The sequence below is a fragment of the Bacteroides sp. An322 genome, assembly GCF_002161765.1.
GTDB classification, from domain to species: Bacteria; Bacteroidota; Bacteroidia; order Bacteroidales; family Bacteroidaceae; genus Phocaeicola; species Phocaeicola merdavium.
This window is the reverse complement of the sequence record NZ_NFIN01000030.1, coordinates 12460-34518: the sequence shown is the minus strand read 5'-3', so window position 1 is coordinate 34518 and position 22059 is coordinate 12460. Positions and strand designations below refer to the sequence as shown.

14 protein-coding genes, 1 rRNA gene and 1 pseudogene are annotated in these 22059 nt (G+C 40.9%); 11 read left to right on the top strand and 5 right to left on the bottom strand.

Annotated features, from left to right (window positions below):
* From rrf to cls, 3 genes are all read left to right on the top strand, one after another.
* Positions 1-87 (top strand): 5S ribosomal RNA (rrf, locus tag B5F91_RS13065); the annotation flags it as partial.
* A 150-nt stretch (positions 88-237) separates the two neighbouring features.
* Positions 238-882 (top strand): MarC family protein, encoded by a 645-nt coding sequence (locus B5F91_RS13060; protein WP_087429498.1) that lies wholly within the window; start codon positions 238-240, stop codon positions 880-882.
* A 14-nt stretch (positions 883-896) separates the two neighbouring features.
* Entirely contained in the window at positions 897-2333 is a 1437-nt protein-coding gene (gene cls / locus B5F91_RS13055) for a cardiolipin synthase (RefSeq protein WP_087429497.1), read from the top strand.
* On the opposite strand, the gene B5F91_RS13050 is transcribed toward cls, so the two are convergent.
* Entirely contained in the window at positions 2330-2863 is a 534-nt protein-coding gene (locus tag B5F91_RS13050) for an RsmD family RNA methyltransferase (protein ID WP_087429496.1), read from the bottom strand. The genes cls and B5F91_RS13050 overlap by 4 nt on opposite strands.
* A complete protein-coding gene (locus B5F91_RS13045) occupies positions 2854-3672 on the bottom strand; it encodes a DUF3822 family protein (protein WP_087429495.1) in 819 nt (272 codons plus the stop codon). Before B5F91_RS13045 ends, B5F91_RS13050 begins: the two co-directional genes overlap by 10 nt.
* A 163-nt stretch (positions 3673-3835) precedes the next feature.
* Between B5F91_RS13045 and B5F91_RS13040 the strand changes: the two genes are divergently transcribed.
* A complete protein-coding gene (locus B5F91_RS13040) occupies positions 3836-5251 on the top strand; it encodes an AAA family ATPase (RefSeq protein ID WP_087429502.1) in 1416 nt (471 codons plus the stop codon).
* 317 nt (positions 5252-5568) lie between these two features.
* On the opposite strand, the gene B5F91_RS13035 is transcribed toward B5F91_RS13040, so the two are convergent.
* Entirely contained in the window at positions 5569-6888 is a 1320-nt protein-coding gene (locus tag B5F91_RS13035; protein ID WP_087429494.1) for an ATP-binding protein, read from the bottom strand.
* Positions 6889-7808: 920 nt separating this feature from the next.
* On the opposite strand from B5F91_RS13035, the gene B5F91_RS13030 reads away from it, so the two are divergent.
* From B5F91_RS13030 to B5F91_RS13000, 7 genes are read left to right on the top strand one after another with little or no spacing between them, the layout of a single operon-like run.
* Entirely contained in the window at positions 7809-8012 is a 204-nt protein-coding gene (locus tag B5F91_RS13030; RefSeq protein WP_007838759.1) for a helix-turn-helix transcriptional regulator, read from the top strand.
* A gap of 8 nt (positions 8013-8020) precedes the next feature.
* Complete coding sequence (locus tag B5F91_RS13025; protein ID WP_182423157.1) at positions 8021-8785, top strand: DUF2971 domain-containing protein; 765 nt, start codon at positions 8021-8023, stop codon at positions 8783-8785.
* A 4-nt stretch (positions 8786-8789) separates the two neighbouring features.
* Positions 8790-10379 carry an N-6 DNA methylase gene (locus B5F91_RS13020; protein WP_087429493.1) on the top strand — a complete coding sequence of 530 codons (1590 nt, stop codon included), beginning with the start codon at positions 8790-8792 and terminating at the stop codon, positions 10377-10379.
* Complete coding sequence (locus tag B5F91_RS13015) at positions 10366-11412, top strand: PDDEXK nuclease domain-containing protein (protein ID WP_087429492.1); 1047 nt, start codon at positions 10366-10368, stop codon at positions 11410-11412. Before B5F91_RS13020 ends, B5F91_RS13015 begins: the two co-directional genes overlap by 14 nt.
* Position 11413: 1 nt before the next feature.
* Positions 11414-12538, top strand: coding sequence for a restriction endonuclease subunit S (locus B5F91_RS13010; protein ID WP_087429491.1), 1125 nt, complete (start codon positions 11414-11416; stop codon positions 12536-12538).
* 15 nt (positions 12539-12553) lie between these two features.
* Positions 12554-15781 carry an HsdR family type I site-specific deoxyribonuclease gene (locus B5F91_RS13005; protein WP_087429490.1) on the top strand — a complete coding sequence of 1076 codons (3228 nt, stop codon included), beginning with the start codon at positions 12554-12556 and terminating at the stop codon, positions 15779-15781.
* 33 nt (positions 15782-15814) lie between these two features.
* Entirely contained in the window at positions 15815-20083 is a 4269-nt protein-coding gene (locus B5F91_RS13000) for a metallophosphoesterase (protein ID WP_087429489.1), read from the top strand.
* Between the two features lie 103 nt (positions 20084-20186).
* Here the strand turns inward: B5F91_RS13000 and mobV are convergent, their stop codons facing one another.
* Positions 20187-21338: a MobV family relaxase gene (gene mobV / locus B5F91_RS12995; RefSeq protein ID WP_343210850.1), complete on the bottom strand. Its 1152-nt coding sequence runs from the start codon at positions 21336-21338 to the stop codon at positions 20187-20189.
* Positions 21339-21643: 305 nt separating this feature from the next.
* Positions 21644-21828, bottom strand: a pseudogene (locus B5F91_RS12990) (helix-turn-helix domain-containing protein); the annotation flags it as partial.
* Positions 21829-22059: the final 231 nt, after the last annotated feature.

The following is a 22059-nucleotide window of genomic DNA, read 5'->3' as shown; positions in this document are numbered from 1 at the left end:
TTCCACCTCTTCCCATTCCGAACAGAGAAGTTAAGCTTCGCATCGCCGATGGTACTGCGCAAGTGGGAGAGTAGGCAGCCGCCGTTTTAAGTGGGGGTCCCCGGTATCCGACTGGATACCGGGGACTTTTTTTATTTATATGAGATTAGTAAGCATATAATTGTGTAATTATCGCGCTTTTTTTGTGCATATAAATGTTTTTTCTTATATTTGGCTTAACTAAACAATTAAATTATTATGGATACGATTATTCCTTATGCTTTACTTTGTTTTACTTCGTTTTTTACATTGACAAATCCATTGGGAACGATGCCTGTTTTTTTAACAATGACTAATGGATTGGATGATCAGGAGCGTAAACATATAGTGAAACGGGCAACGATTATTTCATTTATCATTTTAATAGCGTTTACATTCTTCGGACAATTTTTATTTAAATTCTTCGGTATATCGACGAATGGATTTCGAATAGCTGCGGGAATTATTATTTTAAAAATAGGTTATGATATGTTGCAGGCTAGGTATACGAATACAAAATTGAAAGATGAAGAGATAAAGACGTACGCAAATGATATTTCAATTACACCTCTTTCTATTCCGATGTTATGTGGACCGGGTGCTATTGCAAATGGGATAATTTTAATGGATGACGCTTCGACATGGGAATTGAAAATTGTTTTGGTTGCAATTATTGCGATTGTTTATGTACTAACCTATTTTATCTTATGTTTATCAACCAAATTGGTACGCGTAATGGGTGAAACAGGGAATAATGTGATGATGCGCTTAATGGGGCTTATTTTGATGGTTATTGCGGTTGAATGTTTTGTCGGGGGGATGAAACCGATACTTGTTGATATCATTCATTTTTCTCGTTTGTAATTTTAGTAGGCGGTATGTTGGATACGGTTATTTTGAATGAAGTTTTTTTAGATTTGTTTAATGTCCTGTATTTTTCAGTGATATTAACCACAATTTTTGTTGTCATTTTGGATAATCGTAATCCAGTAAAAACAATGGCTTGGATATTGGTCTTGTTTTTTTTGCCTTTAGTAGGTTTGATATTTTATTTTTTCTTCGGGAGGAGTACAAGAAAAGAACATTTGATAAGTAAAAAGGGATATTCGCGTTTGAATAAGCGTCCGATGGCAGAATATCAAGCTCAAGTTGCATTCCGGGACTTGGAGAGTAAGAATTTGTTAATGTCTTTTTTCTTACGCATTAATAAAGCATTGCCTTTTGACGGTAATCAAGTTGATGTTTATACCAATGGTTATAGTATGCTACAAGCGTTGATGCATGAAATCAGTTTGGCTAAACATCATATTCATTTGCAATTTTATATTTTTGAAGATGATTCGCTTGGACGTTTATTGCGTGATTTATTGATAGATAAAGCACGTGCAGGCGTAAAGGTACGTTTGTTGTATGATGATGTAGGATGTTGGAAAGTTAATCCTTTGTTTTACGATCAAATGTTATGTGAAGGCATTGAAGTGCAAAGTTTTCTGAAAGTTCGCTTTCCTCGTTTTGCAAGTAAGATGAATTACCGTAATCATCGAAAAATAGCGATTATTGACGGTAAGGTCGGTTTTATTGGCGGAATGAATATAGCTGAACGTTACTTAAGAGGACTTTCGTGGGGAATATGGCGTGATACTCATGTACGGATTAAAGGTAAAGCTGTATATGGTCTGCAGACTTCTTTTTTGACTGATTGGTATTTTGTAGACCGAATGTTATTTACTTCTGCCGAATATTTTCCAAAAATGGAATGGCAAGGGAATGTTTTGGCTCAGATTGTTACTTCTGATCCGGTGGGAGGTTGGCATGATATGATGCAAGGCTTGGTTAAGGCTTTATGTTGTGCTAAACGTTATTTTTATATTGAAACCCCCTATTTGCTTCCGACAGAAGAAGTGATTATGGGCTTGCAGACTGCTGCATTGGCTGGCGTTGATGTCCGGATTATGTTACCTAAGCGGGCAGATACTTTTATTATTCATAAAGGCTCTTTGTCTTATTTGGATGAATTGATGCGGGCTGGTGTAAAAGTGTATCTTTATCGGAAAGGTTTTTTACATTCGAAACTGTGGGTTTCAGATGATGAATGGGCATCAGTAGGTTCTACTAATATGGACTTCAGAAGTTTTGAGCATAATTTTGAAGCGAATGCTTTTTTCTATGATAAAGATATGGCTCTTCATCTGAAAGAGATTTTTTTGACAGACCAAAAAAAATGCCTTCTTCTTTCCCGCAAATTGTGGAGCAAACGCTCATGGAGTAATAAGATATTAGAATCCATAGTGCGTTTGCTGGCTCCTTTGCTTTAGCGGAAAAATGAGAAGTTTACACTTCCATAGTGCCGATGTTCAGAGAAATGAGGATGATGCTCAAAATTCAAGTCTTTTCCATGTTCCAATACGAATAAGCCGTCTGGTTTAAGTAAACCATATTCAAATATTTTGTCAGGGATACTTGCCAATTCAGGTAATGCATAAGGAGGGTCGGCAAAGATGAAATCAAATTGTTCTTGGCATTTGCTGATGTATTTGAACACATCTCCTCGTATTGTCCAGCATTTATCGGTTTTTATTTCTTTTATTACCTTGCAAATGAATGCATAGTGTTGAGGGTCTTTTTCAATCGATACTACTTTGTCACATCCTCGAGATACTAATTCAAGGCTGATGCTTCCCGTACCGGCGAACAGGTCGAGAGCTGTTGTATTGTCTTCGAAGTCAATATAATTATTTAAGACGTTAAACAGGTTTTCTTTAGCAAAATCAGTCGTAGGTCTTGCTTTAAATGTATGCGGTATATCGAACCGGCGATGCTTATAAATTCCACTTATTATTCGCATGTCAATAAGGATTGAATATCGAAAGGAATATCTTCAAGAGATGGAGATATTGGTTTTTCCGATAGAGGGTTAATAATGAAAATTTTTCGGATAAATTGTCTTAAAAAACTTATTAGCTCGTTTCTTTCATGTTTGTCCAAGCCTGTCAGATGCAATTCATCTTGTTCAGAATCAAAGTTAAACTGTTTCCAAAGGTTTAACAGGTAATAGGCCCGATCGTCATTATTGGTTACATTGTATGTATTAACCAGTTGTAATTTCCCATTATCAAAACAACATATTTCCATGTCGCTTTCATGAAAGTTTGCATATATTTTATGCTGGTTCTCAGATTTGTTTTTGATTGTAAGGTATTCCACTTGTGGACTAATGCTTGCAAAAAAACGTGCGTGAGAAAAATGTTCAGACAAAAAGACATGGGTAAGTTTGTCAATGGAAAATAGTATGACAATGTTGCTTTTGCTTAGAATGTTGCATAAAATAATCTCGTTATTTTGCTTGGGAAGATTCTGATAGAAAAGCAGTTCCATTTGTTCGTCTTCGAAAAGTTCGAGAGGAACGATTGTATACCGTTGAGTATGGATTAGGATATTGGTTTGTCGGTAAGGTATATTCAGTTCGGGTGTATTGGCAAGAAAGTTTTTTACATTAGCTGCCATTGAATGTTGAATATTTACAGATACGGTCTGAAAATAAAGGTTTTCCTTTCTTTCCGGGTTGTAAATGGAAAAAGAAAATCCATTCGTACTGAGACGGATAGATAGTATATCAGATTCTGTATGGACCAACTCTATATTTTTATTACTCATAGTTTAAATTATTCCTAGTTTCCTGCATTTTCCACTTCATTCCGGTTAGTTGTCTTTTAATGACCGTTTTCATGATATTATCGTTTTTTTAGTTTATATTCGTGGCAAAATAGGCAGTCAACTAAACTTTTGTGAAAATTGCATGAGTTTATATGATATAAATATATTAAACATGAATTTATTGGAACAAATTAAGCGAAAATTTTTGTATAAACCAACAAGCGAGCAGGAAAATACATTAAAATTATTAGCGGATTTCCTTTTATCGCCTGATTCAGACGAAGTTTTCCTCTTGAAAGGCTATGCCGGTACGGGAAAAACCAGTCTGGTGAGTGCGTTGGTGAAGACGTTGGACGAGTTGAAGCAAAAGTGTATTCTGCTCGCTCCTACGGGGCGTGCCGCTAAGGTATTCTCGCATTATGCGGGGCATTCCGCCTATACCATTCACCGGAGGATATACCGCCAGCGTTCTTTTTCGAACGAATTGGATAATTTTACGATGAATGTTAACTTGCACCAGCATACCTTATTTATTGTAGACGAGGCTTCGATGATTTCCAACGAGGGCTTGTCGGGGAATTTGTTCGGGAGCGGGCGTTTGTTGGACGACCTGATACAGTATGTGTATGGAGGGCAAGGATGCCGGTTGATATTGGTAGGAGATACTGCCCAGCTTCCTCCGGTGGGCGAAGAGGAAAGTCCGGCTTTGTCTGCGGATGTATTGAAGGGATATGGCTTGTCGGTGACGGAGCAGGTGTTGACCCAAGTGGTGCGCCAAAAGCTCGATTCGGGTATCTTATATAATGCAACAGAGTTGCGGATTCAGATGGGCGGGGATTGTTTTGGAATGATGCCCCGCATCCGTACGGAGGGTTTTCCGGATGTGCGCAGGATAACGGGGGCGGATTTGATAGAGACTATCAATACGTGCTACGACCAAGCTGGAATGGATGAGACTATCATCATTTGCCGTTCGAATAAGCGGGCTAACCTATATAATAATGGTATACGGAACACGATTTTGTACCGTGAGGATGAGTTGAATACGGGCGACATCCTAATGGTGGCAAAAAACAATTATTTTTGGGGTACCTATGTGAAGGAACTGGATTTCATAGCCAATGGAGATATAGCCGAGGTGCGCCGCGTGCGGAGGATACACGAAATGTACGGATTCCGTTTTGCCGATGTGCTTCTTTCTTTTCCCGATTACGGGGATATTGAGTTGGAAACGAAGGTATTGTTAGATACGCTTCATTCCGATTCGCCCGCACTCACTAAAGAGGAGAGCGACCGCCTTTTCTACGCCGTGCTTGAGGATTATCAGGACATCCCTACCAAGCGCGAACGGATGAAGAAGATGAAGGCAGACCCGTGGTACAACGCTCTGCAGGTGAAGTATGCCTACGCTGTGACCTGCCACAAAGCGCAAGGCGGGCAATGGAAGCGGGTTTTCATCGACCAAGGCTATATAGCCGAAGATATGCTTACTCCCGACTATTACCGATGGCTCTACACCGCTTTCACACGCGCTACCGAAACCTTGTACTTGGTGAATTTCAAGCTGGGAAATGAGTGAAGAGAGAATACATTTGGTTTCGAGGCTGGGTTCTATTATCTTTGCGGATGTCTCCCTTTTACGGTTTCCGTCCCAAAACCGTATGTTTTTGGTTCGGAAACCGTACGTTCTTGGTACGAAAACCGTACGGTTTTGGGACGGAAACCATAAAAGGAAGATAACAGAAAACAGATTGTTAACCGTTAAAAATCACATCTCCATGAGTGTACTTTTCGATTTCATGCCTTGCCTTTGAAAGAGAAAATTCCTTCCGAGAGGCTGCCGTGTGCAGATTGGGAATATCGGTAGTTGTATTTAGAGCCCCACAAAAGAATGAACTACATATCATCCATAGACAGCCCTTTGTAGGAGATTTTATACCCTTTGAACTCGCCCGTAGCACGCAGGAAAGCTGCTGCCTTATGCTTCAGTGCCTCCATGTCGATGTTCTCTGCCTTACGCTTCACTTCGAAAAACGAGGCTTCTTCGTTGAGTTCGTTCTCGGCCACAATGTCGATTTCGTTCTCACCCTTACGGTCCCACCATCCGCCGATGCGTGTGTAGGCTTGGCGTCCAATCAGCATACGCCTGAAATAGCGTTCGAGCATCAGACCGCTGAATGTCTCGTAGTCTCGGTTGATTATCGTCTTCACGCTCTCGTAGTTCTCTATCTCCAGCATATAGCTGTACTTGTAAATGAAGCGGAACCAGAACGTGAAAAAGTTGTCTTCTATCGTATAGCGGACATTCTTGGTGGAACTCTTCTCAAAGAGGGGTTGCTTCTTGGCGATGAGTTCATACTCGTTTTCCAGCTTGGTCAGGTAGCCGCCGATTTCCCTGCCTACCACGTTCTCTATTTCCGAACGTGAGGTCTTGCCTCTCGCTATGGCCGACAGAATCGAGAAATATACCCCGTAGTCCTTACCGAACTCCTCGATAAGGATAGCTTTACCTTCTCCCAGGAAGATGGAATCAGCCTTTATGATGTGGTCAAGCATGGCTGATTTGGTCGTTGCCTCGGCATCCACAAGCAGCTGCACATATTTGGCCACGCCGCCCGTAAAGGAATACAGGGCCAGTAGGTCTTCCGCCGTGTGTCCTGGATGATATTCCGTGAGAATTTCCTTCAGTACCGCCGGCGTGAACGGGCGCACAGTCATAAAATGTGTCTGCCTGTTATACAGCGGTTCCTTCTTGTCTTTGAATATCTTCGTCATCATGGAGTATATCGAGCCGCAGACGACAAGGTTCATGCGGGCTTTCGGGTTGTATATGTCCCAGATACGTTGCATATCGCTGTACACCGACTTGTTTACGCGGAAGAACTCCTGGAACTCATCAATGAACAGCGTGATGGGACGCTCTGTGGAAAGTTTCATCAGGAACTCGAATACATCGGCAAAATGCTCCACCCGTCCCATCGTGGGAATCCCCAGTTTGCTCTCTATTTCAACCCGGTAATCTTCGCACAAATCTCCTTCGGCCTTGCGGGCAACGAAGAAATAAAGGATAGGTTCGTCCTCGTATGCTTTCCACACGAGGTATGTCTTGCCAATACGACGTCGGCCTGTCACTACCGTAAACTGGGCGTTGTCTTTCGACATCCTGCGAATCTCACGCAGGGATGCTGTTTCGTCTGTCCTGTCAAAAAATCTCATATCCTTAATCTTTTCTTCTTATAGTTTACGAAACAGCCATTTCCGAAATGGCTGTTTCCCTACTGCAAAGATAATGTGTTTTTTCATAAAAAACAGGCGGTTGTCCTGATTTTATTTCCAAAAAGCCCTTTCCTTTTGTAAGGCAATCCACACACTCTTTTCATTTTTAGTCTGTACGCATAGCCCTGTTCTAACATATTAGATTCTCCTTGTGACAAGTATATCAAGAATGTATAGCATAATACATAAACAGAAGCCCCAGAGAAAAACGAGCATTTGACTGCCCGAAAAAATTGTTTTTTGCATCTTTGAAATAAAAGCATTGGTAGGTTTAATCTGCGACCAGATAAAATTTCGTGATTCGTTTGATTATTTCATAGTTATTGTTTACATTTGTAGCAGCAAGCAAGGTGAAAGCGTTTGCGGCTTGCTATTTTGCGGGAAAAATATTGTGAGAAGCGTCATGCTTCATTCTTGTTCTTGAAAACCTAGGAAATTTTCAAAACGTACAAGGATGGACGTTGGCGGTTCCCACGCTGTTTTCAGCGTGGGTCTGCTGTCTATTACCATTGTACGTTGGGTTTTCCTAGGACCTTCAAGAACGTGGAAATAGCACGCAGTTCCACGCTTGAACCGAATGATATTCTATATTTTTTTAATTATCAAATCAAATACGTTCTATTATTTGTGATTTGATACCATAAAGTTCCCATAAAAAGTAATCGACAAGTATCGTCATTAGAGTCAATGATACTAAAAATAGAAGTTGACACATAAAAATGTCGATAAAAGAAGTATACGTAGTCGTAATTGACGTTTTGCTCACTTTTTTGTGGCGAATTGCAACATTTAACCTTCTTGGTCAATTATATTCTCTAAATATACTTATCTTTGTAACCATGTAATGGATATATAATAATATGGAGCGCAAATTACTGAATCGAATCAAAGTCGTTCTCGCAGAGAAAAACAAGAGCAATAAATGGCTCTCGGAACAATTGGATAAGGATCCTGCCATAATTTCTAAATGGGTTACAAATACAACGCAGCCCAATGTTGAGATGCTGATCCAAATAGCAAAAGTTCTGGATGTGTCTGTGGATGACTTGCTGAGAACTGAATGAATAAATTTATGGGAGAAGCAAAACTATATAAGTACTTGGATTTTAACGGTGGGTTGATGATGCTGCATTATGGCAATCTTCAATTCACTAACGCTACGCAATTAAATGACCCGTTTGATTGCCATCCCTCGTTAATTGATTTTTCCGATGTTCCGAAAGAAGCATGTGGAGGATGGACTCCGGAAATAATTGAAGAATTGAGAAGAGATCCATTTCGTAGAACCAGAGAAGAGGCATGGATATGTAGTCTTTCTAAGATATATGATTCAATTTTGATGTGGAGCTATTATAGCAAGCATAAAGGTATCTGCATCGGTCTGGATATGGAGAAAGTTAGAAAGTATCTTTCTCGTATGTATGGCAATGTCATGATCGGCTGCTCGGAAGTGGAGGTACAATATAAAGACATTGTAGAGAAGCCCGATTATTTTAGGGATGCAAAAGACTTTTTTCATTATCAAATATCCACCAAAGCAAAAGCTTGGGAGCATGAACAAGAAGTGCGTTTATTTATATTAGAGCCATGGCCGGCATATATGAAGTTGCTGCCGTGGCAAAATGATGATAAAGGCCCGATTGACTGGAAAGAAATGAGGGCATTCCCAGAAATTGGAGGAGAGTGTTTCGAATCCGTTTATCTGGGGATCAATATGGATGTCGAAGAAAAATCAAAAATAATCCGTGTTGCCCGAAAGCTGAATCCCGACATTAAGATTTTCCAAATGGAGATTGATGCAAATGCTTTTAGGTTAAACACCAAACTAATAGAGTAAAACGATGGCCAAGAAACAAACAAAAATAATAAAGGAGGAGACCTTAGAAACCATACTTTTCAACTGTCGCAACAGTTTGAGAGGACGTGCTGCCATGACCGACAAGCGCGATTTGTTGCTGACTCTTGTGTTCTTGAAATTCATAGGGGAACGGTTCAAGCAGCAAAAGGATAAAATCAGGCACGAAATTGTGGAGGTTCAAGGCATTCACGACGAGGCTTTTATTGAAATGCAGCTGTCCCGTCCCAATCAGTATATGCAGGACGGCGTGTTCTTCCTGACAGATGAGACGTTCTGGGACAAGCTGATTCTTACGGCTCCTACTGGTATGGCCATCGCTTTCGATACAGCCATAAAGACGTTGGACGACAATGAGCCTAAACTGAAAAATGCCCTGCCGCAGCAGATTTTCACGAAAACGGCCCTTGAGCCGGGTGTTTTGAAAAGCATGGTGGACGAGATTAACAAGATAGATCCAAAGAAGTTCACCGATCACGACCTTATAGGACGTGTATATGAATATTTCTTGCAGGCTTTCTCGATCAATGCCGACAAGGAGGAAGGAGAGTTCTACACGCCGCATTCTATCGTAGAACTTATCGCCTCACTTATTGAGCCGTTCGACGGTATGGTCTATGACCCGTGCTGTGGGTCGGGTGGTATGTTCGTGCAGGCAACCAAGTTCATTGAAGCACATGGCGGTAACACCAAAGCGGTCAATGTGTATGGACAGGAATCCGAACCGGCGACCTATCGTCTGGCAAAGATGAATCTGGCTATCCGCGGTATATCCTACCATTTGGGAGACAAAGCTGTATCCACCTTCTCCAACGACCAGCATAAAGACCTCAAGTTCGATTATATCATGGCAAATCCACCATTCAATTTGAAGAAGTATGCTGAATATGGAGAATTTGAGACGGATCCCCGCTGGAAAGGTTATGGTGTCCCTCCGACTAGCAATGCCAACTACGCATGGATTCTCCATATCCTGAACAAACTGGATGTCAATCACGGAATCGCAGGATTCCTGCTTGCCAATGGAGCATTGGACGACAGCGACACGCTTGAAATACGCAAACAGTTGATTGAAAACGACAAAATCGAGGCCATCATCGTCCTGCCGCGCAACATGTTCTATTCTACCGATATATCCGTTACGTTATGGATTCTGAACAACAACAAGAAGGGTGGTCCCTGGCACGGCAGACAACTGCGTAACCGAACGGGCGAGATCCTTTTTATAGACCTGCGCACATGGAACAGCAACATATACGAAAAGAAATATGTTCGCCTGTCAGAAACAGAAATTAGCCGTGTTTGCCAAATCTATTTCGACTGGCAGACCGAGAATTTCGCCGAGTATTCCGAACCTGAGTTATACTATGCCGCTCATCTTGACGAAATCCAACAGAAAGGATATTCGCTTGTACCCTCTAGATATATCGAGTTTATCGACCGTGATACGGAAATTGATTATAAATCGGCCCTCTCTAAAATGAGCCATCAGTTTGACGAGCTGAAGAAAAGATGGGACGCTAATGAAGCCGAACTCGTGAATGCCTTCAAAATTTTGGGATATGGAAAAGAATAAGCAACAGACTGACATAATAACCGATAATTTCGTTTCCGACATCAGAACCATCATAGAACAAGGACGGAAACAAGCCTATGCCGCGACTGGTCAAATAGCCATTATGACTTATTGGAACATTGGGCGGCGTATCGTGGAAGAGGAGCAGCAGGGAGCAAGCAGGGCGGCATACGGACAAAAACTTATCCCAGCTCTTGCTGCCAGGCTTTCTGCTGAATACGGAACTGGCTATGGTAAGCGCAACTTGGCATATTATCGGAAGTTCTATTTGGAATTTAAAGACATAGAGATTTTGCACACGCGTGTGCAAAATCTTACTTGGTCACATGTCCGCAGGCTTCTTTCCGTCAGCAATACGCAAGCAAGGGAATGGTATCTAAAGGCAGCTGCCGAAGATATGTGGAGCGTGGACGACCTTGACAGGAATATCTCCACCCAATATTATGAGCGACGGCTTGCTGCCCAAAGGGAAAGTTCTACTCTACCTGTACCTTATGTCGGTCAAACAGATCCGTTGGAATATATAAAGAATCCGATGGTGGCCGAATTTATGGGATTCCATCGGGATACTAATTATTCAGAATCAGAATTGGAGCAGGCATTAATTGACAACCTTGAGAAGTTCATCATGGAACTCGGTCGTGGATTTGCTTTTGTTGAAAGGCAGCAACACATTGTGACCGATACGGCTGATTTCTACATCGATCTTGTATTCTATAATTACAAGATGAAACGATTTGTCATCTTTGAACTGAAAACCCATAAGTTGACTCATCAGGACATCGGACAGTTGGATATGTACATCCGTATGTACGATGATTTGGTTAAGGGAGAGGATGACAATCCGACTATCGGCGTGTTGCTTTGTACAGATACGGACAACACCATAGCAAAATATTCAGTATTACATGACAGCGATCAGATTTTTGCTGCCAAGTATATGACATACATGCCTACCGAGGAAGAACTTCGCCGGGAAATTGAACAACAGAAACGCTTCTTTATGGAACAGCATGGAAAAGAGGAGGTGTGATATGGGAAGTGGCAGTGTAAAATGGGGCCGGATCGGGGATTATATCGAGTGGTGTGACGAAAGGAATACGGCAGGTCATAACTATCCTGTTATCGGCATAAATAGAGATAAAACATTTATGCCAACGGTTGCCAATCTGGATGGTGTTGATATTACTAAATACAAAATTGTTTCCAAAGGGATGTTTGTATTTAGTGGTATGCAAACAGGTCGTGATATATGCATTCGAATTGGGTTATACGACAAAGCACAACCCGCTTTGATTTCGCCTGCATATACGACTTTTTTCATCAATAAAGAGAACGACGTTTTACCGGAATACTTTTTTATGTATTTCAATCGAGAGGAAAGCGACCGTTATGGCTGGTTTATTAGTGATTCCAGCGTTCGAGCCAATTTGGACTGGCCTCGTTTCCTTGATATTGAGATTCCTCTTCCGTCTGTTGCCGAACAACAGAAAGTGGTAAACGTATGGCGAGCATTCCGTGAAATCAAAGAGCAAAACGAGGCTAAGGCAGCCCCGCTTATGCAACTCTGTCAAAGCTATATACAGGAATTAAAGCACAAATATCCAATGCGGGAAATCGGAGCATATATTGAAGAATCTAATGACCGCAATTTAGATGGTCAATTTACTGAAGAAGAAGTTCGTGGAATCGCGACCTCTAAAGGATTGATTGAGACTAAGGCTAATTTGAAGGGAGTCTCTTTGAATTCATACAAATTGGTAAAACCGAAAGAAATAGCTTTTGTACCTGACACTTCCCGGCGAGGAGATAAAATGAGTTTGGGATTGAATGATTCAGACAAAACTTATATTGTTTCATCTATTTCATGTGTATTTAAGGTTGATAGGGATTTTGTTTTACCGAACTTTCTTTATCTATGGTTCTGCCGTCCTGAATTTGACCGATATGCCCGTTTCAACTCATGGGGGAGCGCCCGCGAGGCTTTTTCAATTGAAGATATGAAACGTTGCAAAGTACCGCTTCCTCCCATTGAGGTCCAACAGGCTATTGTCAATATCTACAAATGCGCCAACAAAGCAAAACAGATAGCCGAAGAAGCCGACCGGCTTTCACGCGAAGTGTGTCCGGCATTGCTTCAACATGTCATACATTCTTAAATTGCGACGATTATTATGGCAGGTAAAGGAAAATATTATGAGAGTCAGTTTGAAGAGGCGACCATCGAACTCCTCCGCGAGTCGCATTGGCAATATACATTCGGCGATGACATTCACCGGAAATATACTGACCCGCTTATTGAAGAAGACCTGCGGACATTTATTGCCGCTCAGTACAAGGACAAAAAGCTAACCGCCTCCGAAATGGATGGCATTATCGCCAACCTGCGCAACACGGGCGGTCAGAACGATTATTATGCCCTGCAAAACACCTTCCTGCTCTATCGGGACGGATACGATTTTACATACAGCGATGGCAGGGACAATCCGTTCCGCCTGCAATACATCGACTTCGAGCATCCCGACCATAATATTTTCCGCTGCGTCAACCAATTTGTCATGGAACAGGGACGCGAGAACCGCCGCCCCGACATCCTGCTTTTTGTCAACGGCATACCGGTCTGCATCATCGAACTCAAAAATCCGACAAAGCAGAACGCGACCATCCGCGATGCGCATACGCAGATTTGTACCCGTTATATGCGGGATATACCGGCCTTGCTGAAATATTGTGCACTGGCAGTTATCAGCGACGGAGCGAAGAACGAATTGGGTACGACCTACACCCCATTCGAATTTTTCTACGAATGGAAGAAAATCGACAATGAAGACAAAGCCGGCAAGGGGCTTGATACGCTTCGGACCCTTGTTCGCGGAGCGCTTTCGCCAGAACGCATCTTGGAAATCCTGCGCGATTATGTCTATTTCCCTGATCCGACGAAAGAGGATGACACGACCGAAGTGGTGTGCCGCTATCCACAATTCTTTGCTACGCGTAAACTGCGGGACCATATCCTCTCCCATTTGCGCTCCGTTGGCGGCGATGGCAAGGGGGGTACCTATTTCGGCGCCACCGGGTGTGGAAAGACCTATACCATGCTGTTCCTTGCTCGCCAGTTGGCACTGCGTTGCCGTGAGCAACTGGGTAGTCCAACAATCCTTATTATCGTTGATCGGGAAGATTTGGAGACTCAAAGCGGAAAACTGTTCTGCCGCTCGAAACGCTACCTTGAAGACGAGGCTGTAAAGGTATTTGAGACCCGCAAAGAACTTGCCGAAGAGATGAGTATGCGCAAGACCGGCGGGGTCTATATTACCACTATTCAGAAATTCGCAGAGTCCACCGGATTGCTTACGGAGCGTTCCAATGTGATTTGTCTGAGCGACGAGGCGCACCGTTCTCAAAACAACCTCGGGTCGAAACTGTCGATACAGACAGAAGGCGACACCGGGAAAATAGGGGCAAAAATTACATACGGATTTGCCAAATACCTGCGTGATGCCTTGCCTAACGCCACATATGTGGGCTTTACCGGAACACCCATCGACGAGACCATACATGTATTTGGAGATGTCGTAGATCAATACACGATGAAGGAGTCGGAAGATGACGGCATCACCGTTCCCATCAAATATGATCCCCGCTTGGCACGTGTTTTCCTGAACAAGGAGCAGGCCGACAAGGTAGAGGAATACTATCGACTCTGTGCAGACGAAGGTGCTACTCCTGAAGATATTGCCAAGAGTAAAGCCGCCATGTCGAGTATGGAGGTGATAATCGGCGATGAAGATGTGCTGCATCGGGTGGCCAAGGATATTATCGACGACTATAAGCGCCGAACAGAGACAACCGACCGTCTGCAAAAGGCAATGATTACCTGCGCCGACCGCACAATTGCGTTTCGGTTGTATAAAATCATGCGGGAGCTGCAACCCGATTGGTTCGAGAAGAAAAAGGCTTTGAACGAACTTGTATTAACAGCAGATGAAAAGGACAAACTCAATGACATCGCTTTTGTCAATATGGTCATGACCCGCGACAAGGACGATGAAAAGGAGTTATACAACTTGCTTGGAGACAAGGAATATCGCAAATTTCTCGATACAGAGTTCAAGTCGGAGAAATCCAATTTCCATATCTCCATCAATGTAGATATGTGGATTACAGGATTTGATGTGCCTTGCCTGACCATGCTTTACAACGACAAACCGCTGTCGAAACACACGTTGATACAGACCATATCGCGAGTGAACCGCCGATATGGAACCAAGGAATTTGGCTTTATCATCGACTATATCGGTATTCGTGAGGAGATGAAGAAGGCTATGAAAAAATACGGCGGAGATGTCGGGCCACAAGAAGATTTGGAAGCAGCTCATGAAGTGTTGAAAAACGAGTTGCAATTGCTGCAAGAGAGATTGTCGGGTCTGGTGTTTGACCGTTTTTTCGGAAATAACGACCTTGCACGTCTTCAGTTCATTCAAGAAGCAGCCGAATATATCCTTGCCAACAGTGTGGAGCGAAAAGGAGAGGTCTCATTCCTCAAACTTTTCAAAGAACATGTCAAACGGTTGCGCTCGGCATACAGCATCTGCAATCCGGCCGGAATTCTGACTGATGAGGAGATTGCATGGAGCCAATGTTTCATGGGCATCTGTTCATACGTCAACAAAATGACCGCTACCGAGCATGATACGGAAAGCATGAACCGGCATGTGGAACAGATGGTCCAAGAGGCTATCCTCGCCAGTGGTGTGGAGAGGGTTATGAACGAAGGTGCTGAAGAAAACATTTTCAGCGACTCATTCACTAAAGAGGTGGAAGAGATAAAGATGCCGTTCACCAAGTTTCAGATTCTCTGCAAACTCGTAGCCAAAGCCATCAGAGCATATAGTCGGACGAACAAGATACAGGCCGAACATTTCCAGAAAATGCTTGAAGAGACAATCGACGCTTATAATACGCGAGATAAGCTGACATTTACCAACGATGTGACACAGAATGTTGTAAATGATGTCTATGATATTGTCTCATATAAAATCAACGGCCTCTCTAACAAACTTCTGGATATCCTGAAAGAACTTAAAACAGATAGTGAAAAGTTCAAGGTATTGGGCATCACATTCGAGGAAAAGGCATTCTTTGATGTCCTTGTTGAAGTACGAGACAAACATGGCTTTGAGTATGCAGATGATCGTTGTATTGAGTTGGCCAAGAAAATCAAAGCACTGATAGATGACACCGCCATTTATGCCGATTGGTTGAACAACGACAACCTCAAAAGCAAACTCGCCAGCCAGCTTACTTTCCTTCTGTACAAAGAGGGTTACCCGCCCCAGTGGGACGAGGAAGTCTTCCAGAAAGTTTTGGAACAGGTGGAGAATTATAAGAAATACGAATAGAAACATTTTTATATCACTAAATAAGACAAGCATATGATGTTACGTATCTTACATTTGTCGGACTTGCATCTAGTAAAAGAGAACCCTGCAATGGATGCCTTATTAATGTATCTCAACCGAAGTATGGATGAAATACAGAAAGACGATGGTATAGATCTTGTTATTTTTACTGGAGATCTCATTGACAAAGGTGGAGTTGGTTTCGGAGATATCAATACAGCTTTTAAAGAGTTTGAAGAAGTAGTAATTACTCCTATTTTAGAGAAACTTAGGCTTTCGAAAGATAGATTTGTCTTCATTCCAGGCAATCATGATACCGAAAATGATATTGGTAAACAATATATGAAAATAGGATTTCTTGGGAAAAATTTACATGATGACCATGAAAAAATTATTTCTATAAAAAATTCCCCCAAAAATCATGATATTATAAGAACTCGAACAAAAGCATTTAAGGATTTTGAAAAGCTATATTATACAGAATGTCTAAAGAAAAATTATCAATACGGAGATTTTGACTCTAACTTCAAATTTGATATTAGAGGAAGTAAGATAGGTATTACAAGCCTTAATTCTGTTTGGTTTTGTGGTCTTGATGATGACAAAAAATTATTTCTTGGAGTTGATCAAATTACAAATTCACAAGTGTTTCTTTCTGATTGTAATATAAAGATTGTAGCATCTCATATCGGATATGATCTTTTAACTGAGGCAGAACGTAAACATGCGAAAGAGGCTATAGCACATTGTTACGACTTAAATCTCTCAGGTCATACGCATTCTTTAGATGATGACTTTATAGTAATACCATCAGGCGATTATTGCATGAATATTACTGCAGCGGGAACATTATGTGATAATATTCATAAGTTAGACGAAAATTACAAGAATTCATTTCAAGTAATTGATGTTATTTCCAAAGAAGAATTCTATATTAGAAAATATCAGCAAAAACAAGGTATGGAATTTTCTTTGGACCTAAATTTTGGAGACCAAGGAATATGGCATCATCAATATAATAAGCAGAATGCTACAAATAAGGCAAAAGCAGATGAGATAAAAGAACAAATTGAACAAAAAAAGAAATTGCTTGAAAATATATTTCCTTTTTGTCCTATAGATAAAGCCATTGAACAAGACAAGGAAACTTTTATGAGCGGAGAGTTCATACCATCTCAAAAGAATAAGGAGTGTATTGACCTTCTTAGAAATCCAGATATCAAAAATCTTAGAATATTATCTATTTCAGGTGTCGGCAAAACAAGGATTGTAGGCGAGGCCTTTAGAACAACGCAAAATGTTTTTTATTGTACAGACCCAGATAAAAACATAAATAGAGGTTTGGAATACATACTAACATATGTTGACAGAGGTGTAATCATTATAGATAATTGCCCTATTGATGAATATTATCGAATAACAAAATTCATTAGCAGATTCCAAAAACCATTCAAAATAATAAGCCTTTATAATGTTCTCACCAAAAATGAAGAAGGCAAGGGAACTAATGTTTTCTTTATTGATGTTGAAGATAATCAAGAGGTAGTAGATGCAATAATAGAAAAAGAAAGAATTCTCAATGAAGAAGTAACAAATAAAATTAAAGAATATAGTGACGGTATCTCATTAATGGCTATTGAACTTATTAAGTCATACAAAAATATTGGTCAAGTTCAACTTCTTCCAGAGAAAAAACAATGGTTGGATTATTTGTTAGATCCTGGTGGGCAATTGGATGCACATAAGCGATCGGTTCTTAATGCAATAGCATTATTTAATCCATTGGGATTTACTGGGAATAAAAAAGATGAATATGATTTTATAATTAATCATTCTGAGATAAATCATATCCATTTAGATAAATCAGTTGTTGATGATTGTTTTTCTTGTACCATTCATGAATTTAATCAACGCAGACTATTAGACATGAGGGCAAATAGTGTAAATGTACGTCCCAGACCACTTGCAGAATGGTTGGCTGAAGAATGGCTTCAAAAGACACCTCTTGAGACATGGAAGAAAATAATTGCAGAGATTGAAGCCGCTGGTCAATTAGGTGAACGACTTGCTGACCAAATGAAAAATAGGTTTATGTCACTTACTTCTATAGAGGCCCAACAACTTTTTGATGAACTGAATAAAATCCCTTTTCATGATGAGAAAATAGTGCTTACTAAAACTGGCTCACAACTTATTTTCTCTATGTCAACTGTGAGTCAGGTTGCTGTAGCTCATAATCTTTTTTCCTTATTTAGTGAGAAACATCCCAATTATCTTCAGCAGAACATATCTGGAGATATTCGAAGGAATATAGTATGGGCATTGGAGGAAGCATGTGTAGTTGAAGATGCTTTTGAGGAGTCCTGCAAACTTTTGGGAATACTATCTCTTGCAGAAAATGAGCAAATTTCAAATAATGCTACCGGTGTGTTCTTAGAGAAATTCCGCATATTGCTCTCAGGGACACAAGCAAATTTAGATAAGAAAAGAAATGTTTTGCAATTTTTGTTTGAGAAAGGAACTGATTATTATCCTTTGTTGGCAAAAGCCATAAGTAGTGCTTTTAGTACTCGCTTTAATTATCATATGCTTACTCGGACAGAAAGGAAATATAATATAGAACCAGAGACATCAATTAGCATATCAGAACTTAAACAATACTGGAATTTCTGCAAAGACATACTTATAAAAGTAAGCAATGATGAAATTTCATCAAAAATCATATATAGACAAATACCAGATCATGTCTATGATTTTATACATAGCGGATGTGAAAACATACTGTTTGATTTGATTGATTATTTCGCTCCCAAATACAATAATGATTGGGACGAAATGAGACGTTCCTTAAGTTGGGCAAAGAAACATAATCCTAAAGTATATGAAAGGAACAGACAACACATGGATTTGCTTATTGATAAAGTGTTTGCACCTAAAACATTTATCAAAAGAGTTTTAGCGGCAATGGAAAATATAGACCGAAGAGAATTTGGAAGTGATCAAATTTTTGAAGTTTATAAATCTGAAATGCATCCATATGGAGAAGAATTTATCAATGATAAAATATACAATAGTAAAGAATTTGAAGAAATAGCAGATCAAGAACATTTTCAAAGCGTTTGGATGATTTTTGCAGCTATGGAAGTCATGGATCAGAATGGTTGTAGAGATGAGGTATATGAAGCATTTATGCGACACATAAGATCAAAAGATAGAGATTATAGGAGTAGTTTTATTGAGTGCTACATGAGCCATGATCCAAACAAATCTTATTTGGCTTCGATTGCAGAAAGACTATTAAACGATGGTATTAATGCTATGGCTTGTTGTGTCTTAGGTATGATTGAAGACAAAAACTACAACCAATTAAATAAACTTTTTACAATGGTACATAACGGCAAAATACCATCAACCTACTTAAATAATTATTTAAGATATGTTTCATATAATAATATTGATGATGTATTTAGAGTTAGTAATCTTCTATTCAGTAATGCTGATATTGATAAAATGGAAGTAACTTACCCGCATCTATTTCAGCATTTGTGGACTATGAGAGAAGAACTGATTCCTTATCTTCCAACAATAGAAAAGTGCCTTTTAGAATTTGATTTCGAAAATGATAAATTTTATTTAGTTAAAGAGGCAGTAGATAAGATGGAGTATATCTTAAAGACATTTAATGAGCCAAATTTTGCAAAAGATGTTAATGCATTGATTATTAAATATTGCATACCATATAGGCCAAATAATCCTTTTAAGGATTTGTATTTTCATTTACTTCCCAAATACCAAGATATTATTTTAGACGATATAATGAAGGCATTAATATTGCCATTCGAGCAAAGTATGTTTTATTTTAATATGCGTTATGAACTTGGCTCTGGTTTTGGATACGGAGCCGGTCCCTTATTTCAATGTGATAATGACAGACTAAAAAATGCGTGTAAAGAGTTTCCCAATATATTGCCTGAACGGTTTGCAGACATGTGTCCTGTATGCAATTTTAAAAAGAATGGAGAACAAATGGAACTTAGTGATTTCTTCATCTGGTTAGTAAACAATTATGGAGACAATGAAAAAGTCCTACAATCTTTGAGTTCCAATTTTGGTACATATAGTTATACAGGTGTAGGAAGCATGAAAGGGTATTATATGGATAGGCAGAATATGTTTAAGCCTCTTTTGCGACATGAGAATCCTAAAGTAGCAGATTGGGCTAAAAATATGTATAAGGCAGAAGAACAGGAAGTTAATTATCAACAAATGATGGATGATTATAGAGATATGACCAAAGGGTAATTTGTGTTATTTAAGACTTGTTTTTATTATAAACAAAATAGATCAGTGTTTAAAAATAATATTATACACTGGTCTATTTTTTCGATAACTAATAATATATTGATTATCGTTTTCTGTTGCCTTTCCTGTTTTTCTGTTCGCCCCAAGGCAGATCAGAGGATAATCCACCGGAGTCGGTGCCGACATGAGTCTGTGCTGGACCACCGGAAACAAGCATGAATGTCGTCCCAAGCAACTGTGTTTGTATCTCGTTTACCTGTTCCTGTGGTTCGAACACGGCATTGACAAACTCCTCGTCCGTGATCAGGCCGTTGAAATGCTTTTGGGCCACATCATAGTCTATTTGGAATTTGGTGTCCTCGTAGAGTTCCTCTCCGACCCGTGTCCAGATATGGAGCGACGGATTCCGGTAGTTAGACACGTTGATTCGGACAAGCTCGGCACCGGATGAGAGGCTATAACGCTGAGGGTTTGCCTTACGGTCGAGCAGGTTTATCTGCTTCCGCTGCCTGTCTATGACGGCATCTTTCTCTTCTGACTGTTGTTCGGCGGTTTCCGCCCTGCGGATGGCTACGTCTATCTCCGCTTGATAGCCGTTCCGCAGCTTCTCGATTTCCGACTTATGCCGCTCCTGCAACCGTTCCTTTTCTGCCTGAAGTTCCTCAATCTGTTTATTGAGTTCGGCAATCAGCCTGTCCTTGTCAGCCAGTTCCTTTTTTGCCTTGGCAAGGTCTCCCTTGCCGAACCATGCGAGGATGGTGTTCCTGCCCTCCTGTGCCTTCTCCACATCGGCCTGTAACTTGGCTATGTCCTCTTCATATTGGATTACCTGCTGCCTGTAGTATTCCGAGTTCGCCTGATGCTTGGCGGTGGAGCCGACAATCCCACGCTGCAACCCGAACGGTTTCATGGCCGCAGCGTAGCTGTTCTGGTATTCGTGCAGCCGTGTGCGCCGCATCACATCGTCCGCCGAGAGCCGGGAGCCGGACTTTGTCTCATATTTCTTTTCGCCTTCCCGTTTCCTGCGGATACGCTCCCCGGTTACAATGGGCACGACTGTGGCGTGCAGGTGGGGAGTCTTCTCGTCCATGTGCAGCACGCACGATACAAGGTTCTCTTCACCGAAGGTGTCCTTTAGCCATTTGAGATTGGCATCGATCCAACTGTTCAGCCTACCGTCATTGGCAATTTGACTAACGGGCTTTTGCTTTGGATATTCTGTGCCCAATATATAAAACGTCTCCATGATTTGGATAGACCTGAAACGGATATTTTTTTATTGATTTTAGGTCATTGGATACCTTTTTTGCATGATAGTGAGTGTTTTTACTCCAAAGGTATAGATGGAGTTAATAAGCATGGAACATCTCCGAACAAGAGTTTTGAGGAGCAGGTATATAAGTCGGATAATGAATATATAAGGTATTGATAATATCGGTAATCGTATTTAGAGACCCATGATGATATCACTCGCACTGAATACGGAAACCTCTTTGTAATTTGATACCGCAAAGTTCCCGCTATTTACAAACATCCATAAGGATATATAGCAGCGAATAGTCACGATATTATCTGTGCCCGATACTCATTCGGCGTGCACCCCACCTGCTTCTTGAACCACCTGCTGAAATGCTGCGGATATTGGAAGCCCAGTTCGTAGCAATCTCGCTGACGGACTTCCGCGTGTTGAACACATGTTCTTTCGCCATTTCCAAAGTCTTTTGCTGGATGTGCTTCAAGGCGGATTCTTGGCGTTGTTCCGCAGCGGGGAAAGTGGCAATCCGTCTCGATTTCAGCTGTCCCCGCTGGGGAAAGCGGTTATCCTGACGGATTGAGGCTGCCGACTGAGTCGACGATGCTTTTCCTGTAGGATTTGTGCTGTCGACTGAATCAGCAGTGCTTCTCCGCGCCGATTTGTGTTGTTGACTCAGTCGACAGTGCTTCTCCTGCAGGATTTGTGCTGCCGACTGAATCAA